The sequence below is a fragment of the Streptomyces aurantiacus genome (assembly GCF_027107535.1).
Taxonomy (GTDB): Bacteria; Actinomycetota; Actinomycetes; order Streptomycetales; family Streptomycetaceae; genus Streptomyces.
The window spans coordinates 8085026-8099984 of the sequence record NZ_CP114283.1 but is presented as its reverse complement, the minus strand read 5'-3'; the positions used below and the strand labels follow the sequence as shown (position 1 = coordinate 8099984).

The 14959-nt window shown below is 72.8% G+C and carries 12 protein-coding genes; 10 read left to right on the top strand and 2 right to left on the bottom strand.

Features of this window, described 5'->3' with window-relative positions; genetic code table 11:
* Window positions 1-133 precede the first annotated feature (133 nt).
* From O1Q96_RS37695 to O1Q96_RS37675, 5 genes are all read left to right on the top strand, one after another.
* Window positions 134-1597, top strand: a complete 1464-nt coding sequence (locus O1Q96_RS37695; protein ID WP_269252390.1) for an ATP-binding protein — start codon at window positions 134-136, stop codon at window positions 1595-1597.
* Window positions 1594-2007 carry a roadblock/LC7 domain-containing protein gene (locus tag O1Q96_RS37690; protein ID WP_269252389.1) on the top strand — a complete coding sequence of 138 codons (414 nt, stop codon included), beginning with the start codon at window positions 1594-1596 and terminating at the stop codon, window positions 2005-2007. Before O1Q96_RS37695 ends, O1Q96_RS37690 begins: the two co-directional genes overlap by 4 nt.
* Complete coding sequence (locus O1Q96_RS37685) at window positions 2004-2363, top strand: DUF742 domain-containing protein (RefSeq protein WP_217457905.1); 360 nt, start codon at window positions 2004-2006, stop codon at window positions 2361-2363. Before O1Q96_RS37690 ends, O1Q96_RS37685 begins: the two co-directional genes overlap by 4 nt.
* Window positions 2341-3042: a GTP-binding protein gene (locus tag O1Q96_RS37680; protein WP_269252388.1), complete on the top strand. Its 702-nt coding sequence runs from the start codon at window positions 2341-2343 to the stop codon at window positions 3040-3042. The genes O1Q96_RS37685 and O1Q96_RS37680 overlap by 23 nt, the downstream gene beginning before the upstream one ends.
* A 158-nt stretch (window positions 3043-3200) precedes the next feature.
* Window positions 3201-4502 carry a cytochrome P450 gene (locus tag O1Q96_RS37675; RefSeq protein ID WP_269252387.1) on the top strand — a complete coding sequence of 434 codons (1302 nt, stop codon included), beginning with the start codon at window positions 3201-3203 and terminating at the stop codon, window positions 4500-4502.
* Window positions 4503-4753: 251 nt separating this feature from the next.
* On the opposite strand, the gene O1Q96_RS37670 is transcribed toward O1Q96_RS37675, so the two are convergent.
* Entirely contained in the window at window positions 4754-6007 is a 1254-nt protein-coding gene (locus O1Q96_RS37670) for a cytochrome P450 family protein (RefSeq protein ID WP_269252386.1), read from the bottom strand.
* Window positions 6008-6638: 631 nt separating this feature from the next.
* Between O1Q96_RS37670 and O1Q96_RS37665 the strand changes: the two genes are divergently transcribed.
* The 5 genes from O1Q96_RS37665 to O1Q96_RS37645 all read left to right on the top strand — a co-directional run bounded on the left by O1Q96_RS37665 (window position 6639) and on the right by O1Q96_RS37645 (window position 14113).
* On the top strand, window positions 6639-7790 hold the full coding sequence (locus O1Q96_RS37665; RefSeq protein WP_269252385.1) for an MFS transporter: 1152 nt from the start codon (window positions 6639-6641) through the stop codon (window positions 7788-7790).
* 49 nt (window positions 7791-7839) lie between these two features.
* Complete coding sequence (locus O1Q96_RS37660; RefSeq protein WP_269252384.1) at window positions 7840-9618, top strand: glycoside hydrolase family 35 protein; 1779 nt, start codon at window positions 7840-7842, stop codon at window positions 9616-9618.
* The gene (locus tag O1Q96_RS37655; RefSeq protein ID WP_269252383.1) at window positions 9618-12116 is read left to right on the top strand and encodes a beta-galactosidase; all 2499 of its coding nucleotides are present in this window, start codon (window positions 9618-9620) and stop codon (window positions 12114-12116) included. The genes O1Q96_RS37660 and O1Q96_RS37655 overlap by 1 nt, the downstream gene beginning before the upstream one ends.
* A gap of 95 nt (window positions 12117-12211) precedes the next feature.
* Window positions 12212-13303 (top strand): LacI family DNA-binding transcriptional regulator, encoded by a 1092-nt coding sequence (locus tag O1Q96_RS37650; RefSeq protein ID WP_269252382.1) that lies wholly within the window; start codon window positions 12212-12214, stop codon window positions 13301-13303.
* A 171-nt stretch (window positions 13304-13474) separates the two neighbouring features.
* Window positions 13475-14113, top strand: coding sequence for a MarR family winged helix-turn-helix transcriptional regulator (locus O1Q96_RS37645; RefSeq protein ID WP_419587089.1), 639 nt, complete (start codon window positions 13475-13477; stop codon window positions 14111-14113).
* Window positions 14114-14179: 66 nt separating this feature from the next.
* On the opposite strand, the gene O1Q96_RS37640 is transcribed toward O1Q96_RS37645, so the two are convergent.
* Window positions 14180-14920: a DUF4142 domain-containing protein gene (locus O1Q96_RS37640; RefSeq protein WP_269252381.1), complete on the bottom strand. Its 741-nt coding sequence runs from the start codon at window positions 14918-14920 to the stop codon at window positions 14180-14182.
* Between the last annotated feature and the right edge of the window lie 39 nt (window positions 14921-14959).

Genomic DNA, 14959 nt, shown 5'->3' with positions numbered 1-14959 from the left:
CGCGCGCGGGCAAGAACGCGCGCCGGCTCGCGAGTACCGTCGGGCGCCGCGCCCCCCTGCGCCCCACCCCGCCCTTTCGCCCCGCCCGTTCCCGATCCGTGCCCGTCGCCCCTTCCCCGCACTTGAGGACCTCATGAAGGAACAGATACCGGAGGCGGTGTTCTGGTGCGTGGCCGCCGGGCTGCTCGCCGCCACCGTGCTGCTGGTGCGCCAGCGCGGCATCACCGCGCGGCTGCGCCGGCGCAACGCCGAGCTGGCGGAAGACCTGCGCACCCGGGAGGAGGAGGTGCGGCACCTGGTCGCCGTACGCCTCCCGGCGCTGGAGGACCACGGACCGCAGCAGCAGACCCCACCGGGCATCGGGCTCCTCGACGCGCGGCTGGCCGGAAGCGGCTTCGCGAAGTGCCTCGACCACGTCCTGGAGCGCTTCGCGAGCGCCGTGGAGCACGCGCAGGCCCGCGCCGACCAGTCCGCGAAGGCCGCCCTGAAGTCGTCGATGCGCTCGATCCAGGCACTGGCCAACGAACAGCAGGTCGCCATCTCCGACATGCAGGACCGGCACGACCGCCCCGACGTGCTGCGCGACCTGCTGGAGATCGACCACACCAACGCCCAGTTCGGCCGCCGCGCCCAGGCCATCGCCGTGCTGTGCGGATCCTGGCCCGGCCGCCAGCGCTCCACCTCCGCGGTCATCGAGGTCGTCCGCGGCGCCACGTCCCGCATCCGCGACTACCGGCGCGTCCAGATCCACGGACAGGCCGACATCGCCGTCGAGAGCCGGGCCGTGGAGCCGGTCGTCCTCACCATCGCCGAACTGCTCGACAACGCGGCCCGCCACTCGCAGCCCAACACCAAGGTCGAGGTCAACGTCCAGTCCGTGCACAACGGCGCCTGCGTGATCATCGACGACGCGGGCGTCGGCATGGACGCCCACGCGACCGACCGTGCCGAGGCCCTGCTGTCCGGCCGGCACGCGGTGGACGTCACCCGGCTCGACGACCCGCCCCAGTTCGGCTTCGCCGTCATCGGCGTCCTCGCAGCGCGGTACGGGTTCAGCGTCTCCGCCGACACCCGCTCCCCGTACGGCGGCGTCCGTGCCGTCGTGTTCCTGCCGTCCGCCCTGCTCACGCACCGGGACCCCGCGGAGGAGCTGCCACCCGTGACCGTGCCTCCCGCCCGTGCCTCCGCACGCACGCCGGCCGCGTCCGCGCCCCTGGCGGCCTCCGCGTCCGTGACCGAGGCCGCGCCCACGGCCGCGTCCGCCGGTACGGCCGGAGCGGCGCCCGAGCCGTCCCCCGCCGCCGAGCCGCAGCCGGGCCCGGCTGCGGAAAAGCCGCTCGCCGCCGAGCCGGCCACCACCCCGGGCGGGCTGCCCAAGCGGCGGCGCCGGAGCCCGGCACAGACACCGGACGAACCCGGCGGCGGTGCGCAGGCCGCGCCGGAACCCGTCGAGGAACCCGGTGCCCGGTCGGCCGAGGAAACCGCCCGTCGCATGGGCGCGTTCGCCCGAGGCACCCTCCACGGCCGCGCGGACCAGGCCGCGGAACCGGACTTTCCAGGCACCCCCCACGAAGACGAAGGGAACATCCAAGGATGATCGAGCCCGCGAACAACGAGCTGGGCTGGATGCTCGACGAGGTCCTGAAGGTCCCTGAGGCGCGGCACGCGATCCTGCTCTCGGCCGACGGCATGCTCCGGGCCCACTCCGCGGACATCGGCCGGGACGACGCCGAGCGGCTCGCCGCGGGACTCTCCGGCGTCCAGTCGATCAGCCGCAGCACGGCCGAGTTCTGCGGCAGCGCGCAGGCTCCCTGGCGGCAGACCCTGATCGAGTTCGCGCACGGATACGTCTTCCTCGTGGCAGCGGGGGAGGGCGCCTACCTCGCCGTGTCGACCACCGAACACGTCGACATGGAGGCCGTCACGTACCGCATGCACAAACTCGTCGACCGGCTCGGCAAGGAACTGACCAGCCCGGCGCGTCGGGACGCCGGCCACCCGGTATGACACCGCCGAGGCGTCCCGGAGGGAGGCTGGTGCGGCCGTACGTCGTCACGGAGGGCCGCTCCCACCCGACCCGCAACACCCTGGACCTGGTCACGCTGCTGATCGCCGCCGACGATCTGCCGCTGACCGGACTGAGCCCGGAGAAGCGGGCGTTGATGGAGCTGTGCCGGCCCGGCGCGCTGTCGGTCGCCGAGGTGGCCGGACATCTGTCGCTGCCGGTCAGCGTCACCAAGGTGCTGGTCGCCGACCTCATGGACAGCGGCCATGTCGTCACCCGCGCCCCCATCCCGTCCGCCCGGCCTTCCGAGACCCGCATCCTCCAGGAGGTCCTCGATGGGCTTCGCGCCCGCCTCTGAAGACAGCCCCGCCGGCGACAGCCCCGCCGGGTACGGGCACGCCGGAGACGGCTCTCCCGACACCGGCCACCGTCACACCGGAGGCGTCCACCTCGCGAGCGGTGTGCAGACCGCCGTCAAGGTCCTCGTCGTGGGGCACTTCGCGGTCGGCAAGACCACCTTCGTCGGCGCGCTGTCCGAGATCCGGCCGCTGCGCACCGAGGAGGTCATGACCCAGGCCGGCGCGCTCGTCGACGACCTCGCGGGCACGAAGGACAAGACGACCACCACGGTCGCCCTCGACTTCGGCCGGCTCACCCTCAACGACTCCCTGGTGCTCTACCTCTTCGGCACCCCCGGGCAGCAGCGCTTCACCGAGCTGTGGCAGGACATGACACGCGGGGCGCTCGGCGCGCTCGTCCTCGCCGACACCCGGCGCCTCGGCCAGTCCTTCGACGTCATGGGCGTCCTGGAGGACCTGGGCCTGCCGTACGCCGTGGCCCTCAACGACTTCGACGACTCCCGCGAACACGACCTGGCCGAGGTCCGCGAGGCCCTCGACCTGCTCCCCGAAACCCCCCTCGTACGCTGCGACGCCCGCGACCGGGTCTCCTCCACCCACGCGCTGATCGCCCTCGTCGAGTACCTCCTCACCCGCGACGGCAGCAGCGCCGGCGACAGCGAACTGGAGCACGCGTGACCTCCCCCGAAGCATCGGCCGCCGGATCTGCCTCCGTCGGTTCGGCTCCTGCCGGATCTGCCTCCGCCGGTTCGGCTCCTGCCGGTTCGGCCCCCGTCGGTTCGGCTCCTGCCGGTTCCGACGCCGCTCCGCCCGAGGGCTGTCCGTACCACCACCCCATGCACGGACCCGAGTTCGCCGCCGACCCCGGTGCCCTCTACGACGAGCTGCGGGCGCACGGCAGCACCGCGCCCGTCGAGCTCGCGCCCGGCGTCCGGGCCACCCTCGTCACCGGGTACGAGGCCGCGCTGCACGTCCTGCGGAGCCCCGAGACCTTCTCCAAGGACCCCCGCCGCTGGCGCGACCTCGCCGAGGGCACCGTCGCGCCGGACAGCCCCGTCGTGCCGATGATGATGTACCGGCCCAACGCGCTGTTCACCGACGGCGAGGAGCACCGCAGGCTGCGCGGCGCCATCACCGACAGCCTGGCCGGCGTCGAGCCCAGCACCCTGCGCGGATACGTCGAACGCAGCGCCGACACGCTCATCGACCTGATCGCCCCGCGCGGCCGGGCGGACCTGCTGGCCGAGTACGCCCAGGTGCTGCCGCTGCTCGTGTTCAACCGCCTCTTCGGCTGCCCGACCGACCTCGGCGAGCGGCTCGTCGAGGGCATGTCCGGGATCTTCGACGGCGTGGACGCGGAGAAGGCCAACGAGCTGCTCACGGTGACCCTGCTCGACCTCGTCGCGTTGAAGCGCGCGCGGCCGGGGCAGGACATGACGTCGTGGCTCATGGCCCACCCCGCAGCCCTCACCGACGAGGAGATGATCCACGAGCTCGTCGTCCTGATGGGCGCGGGCACCGAGCCCCAGCAGAACCTGATCGCGAACAGCCTGCGGCTGCTGCTGTCCGACGACCGGTTCGCGGGCAGCCTCGGCGGCGGCAGCCTGCCCGTCGAGGACGCCCTCGACGAGGTCCTGTGGACCGACCCGCCGATGGCCAACTACGCGGTGCACTACCCGGTCCGGGACGTCGTCTACGAGGGCACGCTGCTGCGCGAGGGCGATCCCGTGGTCGTCAGTCTCGCCGCCGCGAACACCGACCCGGCGTTGACGAACGACCAGCGGGCCGGGAACCGGGCCCACCTGGCGTGGAGCGCCGGCCCGCACAACTGTCCGGCGCAGAGCCCGGCCCGGCTGATCGCCGCAGTGGCGGTCGAGAAGCTGCTCGACCGGCTGCCGGACGTGCGGCTCGCGGTGCCGGTGGACGAGCTGGAGTGGCGGCCGGGGCCGTTCCACCGGGCGCTCGCCGCACTGCCGGTGCGGTTTCCGGCGGCGCCGGTCAGCGGGGAGGAGCAGCGGGTGGACGCCGTGCGCCGGCCTGTACTGCCCGCCGGCGCCGGGCCCGACCCGACGGGACCGGTGCCGGTGCGCCCGACGGGCGGTTGGGCACGGCTGAAGGCCTGGTGGCGCGGGGAGTAGAGCGAGGGCGGGGCGCCGGGGGTGAGGGCGGGTGCGGGTCGTGTGCGGTCGGGCGCGCAGTTCCCCCGCGCCCCTGGGTGGGCGGGGGGTTCGCCCCGTAAGGGGCGCGGGGAACTTCGCGAGCAACCCACGACGGCGGGCGGCCGAGGACGGCCGGTGTCGCCCCCTTGACGGGGGCGGCGCCTCTTCAGGGGCGCGGGGAACCGCGCGGCCAACCCCACCGACCCGCACCGGACATGCGGCGGACGCCGTCAGCCGGTCACATTCAGCCGCACGGGAAGCGCACGGTGCCCGTTCGAGATGAACGACGCCACCGGACTCAACTCGGCGTCAGAGACGGCGAGTTGCATCCCGGGAAACCGCTCGAAAAGCGCCGGCAGCGCAACCCGCGCCTCCATCCGCCCCAACGGAGCGCCGAGACAGAAGTGCACCCCGTGCCCGAACGCCAGATGCTCCTTGCCGAGCCGCGTGACGTCGAACCGGTCGGCGTCGGCCCCGTGGTCCTCGGGGCTGCGCCCGGCGGCGGCGTACGCGGCGAGAATCGCCTCACCCTTGCCGATCACCACCCCCTGCGGCCCGCCCAGTTCGCCCATCGCCAGGTCCTCGACGGCGTACCGCAGCGGCAGGCTGGCGACCGGCGCCCGGACCCGCAGCGTCTCCTCGATCACGTCGTCCCAGGTGGCGCGGCCCGCGCGGACATGCGCGAGCTGCTCGGGATGGGTGAGCAGGGCATGGATGGCGTTGTCGATGAGGTTGACCGTGGTCTCGTGACCCGCGCTGATCATCAGCACCAGCGTGTCGAGCAGTTCCTGCTCGCTCAGCCGGGTGCCGTCCTCGTCGTCACGCGCGGCGATCAGCCCGGAGGTGAGGTCGTCACCCGGTGACTCCCGCTTGGCGGCGACGAGTTCGCCGAGGGCCGCGTACAGCCTCGTGTAGATGTCCGTGACCTCCTCCGGCGTGGCGGCGGTGTTGAAGACGCCGTCCACCACGGCCCGCAGCTCCGCGCCCTGCTCCTCGGGCAGCCCGAACAGGTCGCTGATGACCTGGATCGGCAGCGGGTAGCAGAACTCCTCGCGCAGGTCGACGACCCCGCTCCGGCGTCCGGCCTCGTCGATGCGGTCGAGGAGTTGCTTGGTGATCTCCTCGACGCGCGGCTGCAGCGCGGCCGTCCGGCGGGCGGTGAACGCCTTCGCCACGAGGGTCCGCAGCCGTTTGTGCTCCCCGCCGTACGCCGTGAACATGTTCTGCACGGCGACCCAGGTGAACAGCGGCCACTCGGGGGAGATCTCCCCGTTGATCCACAGCGGCCAGTGCCGCCGCGGGTCCTTCGACACCCGCGGGTCGGTGAGCAGCTTCTTCAGTAACTCCGTACTGCTGACCGCCCAGGCCTCCACGCCGCCGGGGAGCTCCACGCGTGTCACCGGGCCGCGCCCGCGTATCCGCGCCGCCTCGCCGTGGATGTCGCGACCGGACGGGTCGATGACGATGGAGCCCTGCTCTGACATGGGAGCCTCCCGGTACCCGAACTCGAACCGTGCGAACGCCGATACGGCGAGTGACGTTACGCGGCGGCAGTGCGCGCCAACGAGGCCGCGAAAGGCCCGCTGCGCACGTCGGCAAGTTCCCTACGCGTACCGGCAAGTCGGCGGCCGGGTCCCGCCCGGTCCCGCACGCGCCCTCTTCTTCTTGGGCCGTGCTCCCGGGTGAGAGCCGGTGACCGCCGGTCCGTGCCGAGCGGCGGCGCGCCGAGGTGGTCGCGGCGGCCACTCGGCCGGGGCGCCCACGCGCCGTTCCGCCCCGCCGCCATCGCCGTACGCACTCCACCCGCACCGGTGGCAGCGCCGAAACCGCCGGTCAGGGCTGGACGTACCCCGCCCCCAGCGGCTCCGGATCCGCGCGCCCGGGGCGCCCCCGTCCGGACCCTCCACCGACCTGGTGCGGGGATCTTGACGACTTCGAGTTACCGGTAACATCATGGTTCTCGTAGCGCTGCCGCCGATGCCCCGGGCGGCTCGTCGCCCGCGGGATCGTGGGCCGTCCACTGGAGTCCGCGTGAGTGACCACGTGACAGACCCGTCGACCGCGCAGCCGGTCGCGAGCCTCTCGAAGCATGCCCGAACGGCCCCGGGAACTCCCGTGTTCAGCAGGGCTGCCGTCGTCGCGTCGTGCGTCGGGTTCGTTCTCATCGGTGCACTGCAGGCCCTCTACGGACCCGCGATCCCCGCCTTCCGCGAGGAGTTCGGGCTGTCACCCTCGGCCGCCGGACTGGGCCTGAGCGCGCACTTCGTCGGCGGTGTCGCCGGGGTGCTGCTCTTCGACCGGCTGTACGGCCGGCGCGGCAACCGGCAGATCCTCGGCGCCTCGTACCTGCTGATGGCCGTCGGCGCGGCGGGCTTCGCGCTGGCGCCGAACTGGCCCGTCGGCCTGGCCGCGGCCCTGCTCGCCGGACTCGGCTTCGGCGGTATCGACTACGGGCTCAACCAGCTGTTCGCCGTCGGCTTCGGCCGTCGCTCGACCGCCATGCTCAACATCCTGAACGCGCACTTCGGCGTGGGCGCGATCCTCGGCCCGGCCGTGATCGGCGCGGTCGGCTCCGACCACTACCCGGCCGTCTTCCTCGTCTTCGCCGCAGTCAACCTGCCGCTGCTGCTGTGCCTGAAGGGTGTACGCGACCGGGCGCCCCAGCCGGGCGAGGCGGCGGACGCGGACACCGGCAGCACCTCGGTCCTCGGCCGCAGTCTGGGGTCGGTGCTCGCCATGTTCGTCACGCTGTACGTCCTGCACGTGGGTATCGAGGCGGGCGTCGGCGGCTGGGAGCCCACGCACCTGGAGACGGTCGGTTACGGGGCCGGGGTCGCCGCCACCGCCACCTCCGTGTACTGGCTGATGATGACCGTCGGCCGCTTCCTCGTGGCCCCCATCGCCCTGCGCCACTCCGCCCAGTCGATCATCACCGTCTCGTGCGCGGGCATGACGGTCTGCCTGCTGCTGGCCACCGTGCCGGGACTCGCCCCCTACGCGTACGCGGGTGTCGGCCTGTTCATCGCGCCGATCTTCCCCACCGGGCTGCCCTGGCTCAACAGGGCCGCCCCGAGGGCCCGCAGGGCGGGCGCGGTGGTCATCGCCGCGTCCATGGCCGGCGGCGTCGTCGCGGGTCCGGCGCTCGGCAAGGCCATCGAGTGGTCCGGGGTCCGCGCCGTCCCGCTCCTGCTGTGCGCGGTCTCCGCGCTGTGCCTGGCGGCCACGCTCTGGCTGGTCCGCGCCACGCGCACGGCCACGGACCACTGACCCACCGCACCACCGACCCCATATCCGAGCCGAAGGGAAGCAGCATCCCATGTCAGCCCTGACGACGTCCTCCGACGGTTTCCAGCTCCACGGAGAGCCCTTCCGGATCATCTCCGGAGCGATGCACTACTTCCGCATCCATCCCGACCAGTGGTCCGACCGGCTCCGCAAGGCCCGTCTGATGGGCCTCAACACGGTGGAGACGTACGTCCCGTGGAACCTCCACCAGCCCGAGCCCGGCACGCTCGTCCTCGACGGCTTCCTCGACCTGCCGCGCTATCTGAGCCTCGCCCGCTCCGAGGGCCTGCACGTCCTCCTGCGGCCCGGCCCGTACATCTGCGCCGAGTGGGACGGCGGCGGTCTGCCCTCCTGGCTCACCACGGACACCGACATCCGGCTGCGCACCAGCGACCCCCGCTTCACGGACGCCCTCGACCGCTACCTCGACCTGCTGCTGCCCCCGCTCCTGCCGCACATGGCCGAGTCGGGCGGCCCGGTGATCGCCGTACAGGTGGAGAACGAGTACGGGGCGTACGGCACCGACACCGCGTACCTCGAACACCTCGCCCGGTCCCTGCGCACCCGGGGCGTCGAGGAACTCCTCTTCACCTGCGACCAGGCCAACCCCGAGCACCTGGCGGCCGGCAGCCTGCCCGGTGTCCTCACCACCGGCACCTTCGGCAGCAAGGTCGCCCAGTCCCTGGAGCAGTTGCGCGCCCATCAGCCCGAAGGGCCCCTGATGTGCTCGGAGTTCTGGATCGGCTGGTTCGACCACTGGGGCGAGCCGCACCACGTGCGTGACGCGGCCGACGCCGCCGCCGACCTCGACCGGCTGCTCTCGGCGGGCGCCTCGGTCAACATCTACATGTTCCACGGCGGCACCAACTTCGCCTTCACCAACGGCGCCAACCACGACCACGCGTACGAGCCGATCGTGACGTCGTACGACTACGACGCCGCGCTCACCGAGAGCGGCGACCCCGGCCCCAAGTACCACGCCTTCCGTGAGGTCATCTCCCGCCACGCCCCGGTCCCCGACGAGCCCGCCCCGGCACCCGCCTCCAAACTCCCGCACACGCCCGTCGAGCTGGACCGCCGCGCCCCGCTGCTGGCGCATGCGAACGTCCTGGCCAAGCCGGTACGTGTCGACGCCGACCCGGTGACGATGGAGGAGCTGGGCCTGCGGGCGGGCTACGTCCTGTACCGCACGACGGTCCCGGCGCCCGGCGACGGTGTGCTGCACTTCGCGGGCGGCGTCGGCGACCGTGCCCAGGTCTTCGTCGACGGCGCCCCCGTCGGCGTACTCGAACGCGAACGCCACGAGGAGGCCCTGCCCGTCCGCGTCCCACGGGCCGGCGCCACGCTGGACGTGCTCGTCGAGAACATGGGCGGCGTCAACTACGGACCCCGCATCGGCGCCCCCAAGGGCCTGCTCGGCCCGGTCACCTTCGAGGGCACGCCCCTGCAGGGCTGGGACTGCCATCCGCTGTCCCTGGACAACGTGGGCTCCGTGCCCTTCGCCCCGGCGGCGTCCCCGGAGGAAGGCGCGCCCGCGGACGCCGGACCCGCCTTCCACCACGGCACCTTCGAGGTCCGGGTGCCCGCCGACACCTTCCTGTCCCTGCCCGGCTGGACCAAGGGCCAGGCCTGGATCAACGGCTTCCACCTCGGCCGCTACTGGAACCGCGGCCCGCAGCGCACGCTGTACGTCCCGGCGCCCGTCCTGCGCCGCGGCACCAACGAGCTGGTCCTCCTGGAACTGCAGGCCACGACCGGGCCGCGCGTGCAGCTCACCGACACCCCCGACCTCGGCCCGGTGAAACCCTGATGCCCCTGCGCCTGCGGGTGTCCGCTCCCGCCGCACCCCCGCTCACCGGCCACCTCCCCTTCGCCGACGCCCCCGGCGTCCCCGACCCGATCGGGGTCACCAGCCGTTTCCTCACCAGGGGCGGCCGCCCGTGGTTCCCGGTCTCCGGCGAGTTCCACTACAGCCGCTACCCGGCCGGGGAATGGGAGGAGGAGCTCCTGAAGATGAAGGCGGGCGGGGTGACCGCCGTCGCGAGCTACGTCATCTGGATCCACCACGAGGAGACCGAGGGACGGATCCGCTTCGACGGCGACCGCGCCCTGCGGCGCTTCGCCGAACTCTGTGCGCGGCACGGCCTGGACTTCGTCCCGCGCATCGGCCCCTGGTCCCACGCGGAGACACGCAACGGCGGCCTCCCCGACTGGCTGCTCGCCCGCGACTGCGTCCCGCGCACCGACGATCCGGCCTACCTGGCACCCGTACGCACGTGGTACGAGGCGATCGCCGGGCAGTTACGCGGCCTCGACCGCGCCCACGGCGGCCCGATCGTCGCCATCCAGATCGAGAACGAGCTCTACGACCAGCCCGGCCACCTGCTCACGCTGAAGCGCATGGCCCAGGAGGCCGGCCTGAGCGCCCCGCTCTGGACGTCGACGGCCTGGGGCGGGGTGCGGCTGCCGCCCGACGAACTGCTCCCGCTCTACGGCGGCTACCCCGAGACCTTCTGGACGGAGGCGGACGGCGGCTGGCCCGACACCTGCCGCAAGCACTTCTTCTTCACCCACCAGCGCGACGACGAGGGCATCGGCGCCGACCTGCGCCCGACGACGGTACGCGGCGGCGACCCGGCCGCCCTCACGGACCGCTTCCCCTGGGCCACCTGCGAGCTGGGCGGCGGCATGGCCGTGTCCTACCACCGCCGCCCGCGCGTCGACGCGGCCGATGTCGGCGCCCTCGGCCTCACGAAGATCGGCTGCGGTTCCGTGTGGCAGGGCTACTACATGTTCCACGGCGGTACGAACCCGCCGGGCGAGCGGACGACCCTCCAGGAGTCCCACGCGACCGGCTACCCCAACGACCTCCCCGTCCTCACGTACGATTTCCAGGCCCCGCTGGGGGAGTACGGCCAGTACCGGCCCTCGTACGACGAACTCCGGCTCCAGCACCTGCTGCTGGCGGACTTCGGACATCACCTCGCGCCGATGGGGTCCTCCCTGCCCGAGCGGCGGCCGACGGGCCAGGACGACCGGGACACCCTGCGCTGGGCGGTGCGGGGCGCGGAGACCTCGGGCTTCCTCTTCGTCAACAACCACCAGCCGCACGAGCAGCTGCCGCCCCACCCGGACACCTCGTTCACGGTCGACTTCCCCGGGGCGCCCGCTCTCACGTTCCCGAGCACACCGGTCACGGTCCCGGCCGGCGCGTACTTCTGCTGGCCGCTCCGCCTCGACGTCGGCGGACTGCGCCTGGACTGGGCCACCGCCCAGCCCGTGTGCACGGTCGACGACGACGGCCGTACGGTCCTGATGCTGGCGGCCACGGACGGCATCCCGGTCGAACTCGCCCTGGACACACGCACGGTGACGTCGGTGAGCACGCCCTCCGGGGAATGCGCCACGCTCGACGACCGCGTCCTGGTCACGGGGCTGCGCCCCGGCACCGACGCCCTGGTCGAGGTGGACACGGCGGACGGCACCCGGGTCGGCCTCCTCGTCCTGGACGCCACGACGGCCCGTACCGCCTACCGGGGTCTCGCGTGGGGAGCCGAACGGCTGGTGCTGTGCGACGCGGGCGTCGTCTTCGACGAGCACGCCGATCAGGGGCGGGGCGAGGTCCGGATCCACACCTCGGCCGCCGACGAGCCGTCGTTCGCCGTGCTGCCCGCACCGCGACGGCCTCCGGTGGTGAAGGGGGCCGGGATGCGAAAGGCACAGAATGCGCGGCCGGAGACGGCGGACGTGTGGGATCTGGCGGTCGTGCGGGAGGCGGCGGACGGGGTGTTCACGAGGTACACCGTGCCGGGCGACGACCAGGACCTGGGGTTCACGGGGGCCGGGGAGGCGCTGCGGGTCCGGGACGCGGGCCCGCCACCCGAACCCGTGACCGGCGTCCAGGGCCGGGCGAGCGCCCCCGCCGACAAGTACTACGACACGGCCGCCGCCGAGTACGCCATCACCGTCCCGGACGGACTGCCCCTGACCGGAACCCTCCTGCGCGTCCACTGGACCGGGGACGTGGCACGGGCGTACGTGGACGACAGGCTCGTGGCGGACCAGTTCCACTCGGGCCGGGTCTGGGACATCGCCCTGGACCGGCTCCCGGCGTTCGCTCTCCGCGGGGAGGGGCTGCGGCTGAAGGTGCTGCCCCGGGCGGCGGGCGCCCGGGTGTACGTGGCCGCGGAGGCGACGGGTGCCGACGCCGCAGCGGAGGCGACCGGTGCCGACGTAGGTGCGGCCGCGGCGTCCGTCGGGCACGTCGAGTGGGTGCGGACCCGCACGTGCGTGGTCGGGGCGGGCTGAGCGCGCCACGCCGTCCTCCCGCCCGGCGGCCTATCCTGTGGGCCAGCCGGGCGGGGCCCGACCGCCGAGGACGAACCCGAAGGACATCACCCGTCATGACCCGAAGTGCCGGTGACGGCGCGCCGCCCCAAGGAACTCCTCCCAAGGACCTCCCCAAGGGCCGCAGCCGACGCAACTTCGCGGGAGCGCGCCCGGTGATGGACGACGTGGCGCGGCTGGCCGGTGTCTCCAAGCAGACGGTCTCCCGCGTACTGAACGACAACCCGGCCGTCCGCCCCGAGACCCGCGAGGCGGTGCGGACCGCCATGCGCACGCTCGGCTACCGCCCCAGCCGCAGCGCACGCTCCCTGGCCAGCGGCCGGACCCGCATGCTCGGCGTGATCTCCTTCGACGCGGCCCGCTTCGGCCCCGCCTCCATCCTGACCGCGATCAACACCGCGGCCCAGGACGCCGGTTACCTGGTGAGCTCCATCGCGCTCGACACGGCCGACCGGGCCACCGTCGTACGGGCCGTGGACACGCTGTCCGCCGAGGGCGCGGACGGCGTGATCGCCATCGCCCCGCAGCGCTGGGTGGGCAGGGCGCTGGCGGAGGCGCAGCTCGACACCCCGCTGATGGTCCTGGAGAACGACCTGGGCAAGGACGCGTCGTTCGTCACCGCGGACAACAGGGCCGGCGCCCGCAAAGCCACGGAACACCTGCTGGCTCTCGGCCACGCGACGGTCTGGCACATCGCGGGCCCCACGGGCTGGCTGTCGGCGGACCGCAGGGTGGAGGCATGGCGGGCCACGCTGCGAGCCGCGGGAGCCGAGATTCCGGAGCCCCTCGTCGGTGACTGGAGCGCCGACTCGGGCTACGAACTCGGCCGCCAGCTGGCCGGCCGCCCCGACGTCACCGCGATCTTCGCCTCCAACGACCAGATGGCCCTGGGCGTGCTGCGCGCCCTCAACGAGGCCGGCCGCCATGTCCCCGACGACGTCAGCGTCGTCGGTTACGACGACATCCCCGAGGCCGCGCACCTGCTTCCCCCGCTGACGACGGTCCGCACCGACTTCCCCGAAATCGGCACCCGCTCCCTGCGGCTGCTCCTGTCCCAGCTGGACGGCCCGCCGGAACCGGCGGTGGACCGGGTGGTGCCGGTCGAGCTGATCGTGCGCAGGAGTACGGGCCCCGCGCCGGGACGCTGATCGCGCACCCGGGTCATGGACAAGGAAAATCTGTGCGGATCAGGTGAGTGGGCAGGCACTTCGGCGAGATAGAAAGGACACATGCCGGAGAGCGAGACCCCTGTCGGACCCATGACCGACGTCGAAACAGATGTCGATGCCGACACCAATACCAACGCCGATGCCGATGCCATGGAGGAGCCGAACGCCGAGAACGAGTCGCGCGCCGAGAACACGGACGCTGCTGTCGGCACGGCCGCACGCGCGCAGGCGCACGAGGACCCGGGCGGGCCCGCGCAGGAGCGCGCGCAGGCCGCTGCCGCCGATGTCGACGACGTGGACGCGGTGACCCGCGCGGTGCTGACCGCGTCACGCGTGCTCGTGGCGGTCTCGGCCCGCTCGCTCGCCGAGGTCGAGGAGCGGGTGACACTGCCGCAGGTCCGGATGCTGGTCGTCCTGTCCACGCGTGGCGCCACCAAGCTGGTCACCCTCGCCGACCTGCTCCAGGTCGCGCCGTCCACGGCCATGCGCATGGTCGACCGCCTCATCGCCGCCGGTCTCGCCGACCGGCAGACCAACCCCGGCAACCGCCGCGAGACCCTTCTCCAGCTCACGGAGGAGGGGCGGCGCACCGTCGAGGACGTCACCGCCCGCCGGCGCACCGAGATCGCCACGATCGTCGAACGGCTCACCCCGACACAACGGACGGCGATCGTCGAGGCGCTGACGGCCTTCAACGAGGCGGGCGGAGAGCCCCCGGTCCCGGCCGTGTACGACGCGGAGCCGCACCCCCTGGGCTGGGGAGACGCGACAACGACGCACGACGCCTGAGTCCCCCTCCGGACCTCCTCCGGTTCCCTGCTCCCGGTTCCCCGACCCTGCCGGTGGCTGCGTGGATCACCCGGCGCTCGGGCTGGGCGTCGGGGAGGTCGTGTTGACGTCCAGCCCGGGCGGCTCGTTGAGGACGAGGACGGGCGAGCCCGGCTGCGGCGGGGGCGGGGTCATCTCGACCTTGGGGAGCTTCGGCGGTGTGGTCTGCTGGAAGTTGACCTGGTCGTAGTTGACCAGGTCGGTCTTCTCCAACACCGTGATGTGGTCGAGGACGGTGTCGTTGGCCAGGTCGGCCAACTGCCGGATCATGGTGTTCTGGGTGCTCGCGCGGATCTTGGCGATGGTCGGGAAGATCTGCCCGTGCGTCACGCGCATGATGTTCACGGCGGTGGTGTCGAACTGCTTGCCGGTGTTCCCGTCCACGGTCGCCACGAACTGCTGCTGCTGCGGACTGGCCTGGTTGGGCAGCGTGATGCCCAGCTCAGGAGCGATCTTGCGGCACAGCTCGTCGAGCCCGGAGTGCCCCGCGACCAGGTGCTCCCCGGCCTCCTTCATCTCCGGGGTCGTCCCCCGCTCCATGGCCATCAGACCGAGCGGATGCTCCCACAACCCGGCCGCACGAACCTTGATCACGAAGTCCCGGTCGGCCTCGGTCAACGGCCCGTACTGGGTGTTGGCGATGATCCGTTCCTGGTCGGTCGCCGTCTTCTCCACGCCGACCAGGGCCGGATACGCAAGCGCGGCAAGGGTCACCACCAGCCCACCGACCACGAATACGGTTCCTGCCGTGCGCTGCGAGATACCCATGCTGCCTCCTGAGATGAACGGCCCGTCCCCAGGAGTACG

What these genes read in the sequence shown, in the direction of transcription:
- O1Q96_RS37640 (WP_269252381.1), bottom strand. Translation starts at nt 14,920, where the DNA reads ATGGGTATCTCGCAGCGCACGGCAGGAACCGTATTCGTGGTCGGTGGG.
- O1Q96_RS37670 (WP_269252386.1), bottom strand. Translation starts at nt 6,007, where the DNA reads ATGTCAGAGCAGGGCTCCATCGTCATCGACCCGTCCGGTCGCGACATC.
- O1Q96_RS37660 (WP_269252384.1), top strand. Translation starts at nt 7,840, where the DNA reads ATGTCAGCCCTGACGACGTCCTCCGACGGTTTCCAGCTCCACGGAGAG.
- O1Q96_RS37680 (WP_269252388.1), top strand. Translation starts at nt 2,341, where the DNA reads ATGGGCTTCGCGCCCGCCTCTGAAGACAGCCCCGCCGGCGACAGCCCC.
- O1Q96_RS37650 (WP_269252382.1), top strand. Translation starts at nt 12,212, where the DNA reads ATGACCCGAAGTGCCGGTGACGGCGCGCCGCCCCAAGGAACTCCTCCC.
- O1Q96_RS37685 (WP_217457905.1), top strand. Translation starts at nt 2,004, where the DNA reads ATGACACCGCCGAGGCGTCCCGGAGGGAGGCTGGTGCGGCCGTACGTC.
- O1Q96_RS37695 (WP_269252390.1), top strand. Translation starts at nt 134, where the DNA reads ATGAAGGAACAGATACCGGAGGCGGTGTTCTGGTGCGTGGCCGCCGGG.
- O1Q96_RS37655 (WP_269252383.1), top strand. Translation starts at nt 9,618, where the DNA reads ATGCCCCTGCGCCTGCGGGTGTCCGCTCCCGCCGCACCCCCGCTCACC.
- O1Q96_RS37645 (WP_419587089.1), top strand. Translation starts at nt 13,475, where the DNA reads ATGGAGGAGCCGAACGCCGAGAACGAGTCGCGCGCCGAGAACACGGAC.
- O1Q96_RS37690 (WP_269252389.1), top strand. Translation starts at nt 1,594, where the DNA reads ATGATCGAGCCCGCGAACAACGAGCTGGGCTGGATGCTCGACGAGGTC.
- O1Q96_RS37675 (WP_269252387.1), top strand. Translation starts at nt 3,201, where the DNA reads ATGCACGGACCCGAGTTCGCCGCCGACCCCGGTGCCCTCTACGACGAG.